The organism is Candidatus Bathyarchaeota archaeon (assembly GCA_026014725.1).
In the GTDB taxonomy this organism is placed as follows: Archaea; Thermoproteota; Bathyarchaeia; order Bathyarchaeales; family Bathycorpusculaceae; genus Bathycorpusculum.
The window spans coordinates 1-1,802 of sequence record JAOZHV010000050.1 but is presented as its reverse complement, the minus strand read 5'-3'; the positions used below and the strand labels follow the sequence as shown (position 1 = coordinate 1,802).

The following is a 1,802-nucleotide window of genomic DNA, read 5'->3' as shown; positions in this document are numbered from 1 at the left end:
GCCATTTCGCTGATATGAATAAGCCCGGGTCTTTCGGCACCAATTTCAACAAAAGCCCCAAATTTTTCTAATCGAACCACTTTCCCTTTCACCCGCATACCTTTTTTGATCTCGCGCCATTCAAGGGCAAGAGGCTCGAACATGGTGAGTTCGATACGTTCATCTCGTACCCGCCTCACCCAAACGTCGATTTCTTGACCAGGAGATAAAATATCTTCTACTCTTTTGATCGGTTCATTGTCGGCGGTTTGTATCTGAGAAACATGGATGGCTGCATTGTGACCGGTGCCAATGTCAACCACTGCTCCAGCTAACCCTACTTTGGTGACTTTTCCTTTGAAATGCATTTTGGGTTTAATTTCGGGTTGACTGTTTCCATTTGCTAACGCGCTTGTATCCATTGCGTTTCTCTCCAGCTTAGTTTATTTGCAAAACCCGATTATACATCCCCTGATCTAAAATGTCAATTAATTTGACGGAGATTGTTGAAAAACAAAATAAAGAATTGACCATAGGGAAAAATTTTAATACAATGAAGCAAATTACCATAGGAGAGAGAGATGCAAAAGGTACGCTTTGTCAAAACCGGTAAGGGCTCATTTTATGGAGATTATTTATATGACCAGTTAGTGCCAGCTGGGCATTTTTTGCGCTTACTGAATGAAGGGATAGAATGGAATGTATTTAGCGACAAACTGGTACAACTGTATAAGGGGGAAGGAATAGTTGGACGTCCGCCATTTGACCCGGTTATGATGTTGAAAGTGGAGTTGCTGGCCTATCTATACAATTTGAGTGAACGGCAGGTAGAGGTATACATCAATGAGAATATACCGGCGAAGTATTTTTTAGGGATGGCTGTGGATGAAAAAGCGCCCGATCATTCGAGCCTGACCGTTTTTCGAGAACGATTGGTACGATGCGGCAAGGAGGAAGCGTTCAGGGAGATACTGGAGGAGATTGTGAAGATGGCCTTGCGCAAGGGAATCCAGTTTGGTGCGATCCAGATTGTAGACAGTGTGCACAGTATTGCAAATGTCAATACGGACAAAGATGAACAGCGCCAAAAGAAAGGAAAGACGCCGCGCGATCCGGATGCACATTGGGGGGTAAAACACCAACGCAAAGTAAAGAATGAGGAAGGGAAAAACGAAGAACAAACCCAGTATTTCTATGGTTACAAGGCGCATGTCAGCCTGAACGCTGAAAATGGATTGATCACCAGTTTGGAAGTCACATCGGGGAAAGCCTATGATGGGCATCATTTCATCTCTCTAGTGGAACATGATCTTCAACAGCAATTGCCTGTAGAAACCTATGCAGCCGACAAAGGCTATGACGATGGCAACAATCATTATTATTTGGAAATTCACGGCTTGCACTCCGCTATCCGATTGAAAAAGACCCGTACAGAAAAGAAAGACGCAAACAAGCAAGTCTGGCTCGACTTACGTCAAAAGCCACAATACCAACAAGGACTGAAGGAACGATACAAGATAGAACGTAAATTCGGTGAAGCCAAACTAAGTCATGGTTTCGGACGCTGTCGTTACTTGGGGATCATTGGCTTTGCCGTCCAGGCTTTTCTCACGGCGATCATGCTCAATTTGAAACGATTGATAAAACTGATGACCGGAGTTGGTTTCAAAACCCAAGTTGCTTACTAACCCAGGGTGAATTGTCGATTGTGTCGGAAAGGTAGTGAAAAAATGCGGATATTGACCAATTTCATGTACTGTTAGTCTTATTAGGAATGGTTTCACTCCTCTTTTTCGAAGAGGGGTTCACCCTATTTGCTTACC

At 43.7% G+C, this 1,802-nt stretch carries 2 protein-coding genes; one reads left to right on the top strand and one right to left on the bottom strand.

Features of this window, described 5'->3' with window-relative positions:
* Positions 1 to 401 (bottom strand): S1 RNA-binding domain-containing protein (locus tag NWE95_10395; GenBank protein MCW4004307.1); only part of this gene is annotated, 401 nt, incomplete at its 3' end.
* A 159-nt stretch (positions 402 to 560) separates the two neighbouring features.
* Here NWE95_10395 and NWE95_10390 point away from each other — a divergent pair.
* Positions 561 to 1,667: a transposase gene (locus NWE95_10390; protein ID MCW4004306.1), complete on the top strand. Its 1,107-nt coding sequence runs from the start codon at positions 561 to 563 to the stop codon at positions 1,665 to 1,667.
* Positions 1,668 to 1,802: the final 135 nt, after the last annotated feature.

Coding starts and splice junctions, on each gene's coding strand:
- NWE95_10390 (MCW4004306.1), top strand. CDS start 561: ATGCAAAAGGTACGCTTTGTCAAAACCGGTAAGGGCTCATTTTATGGA.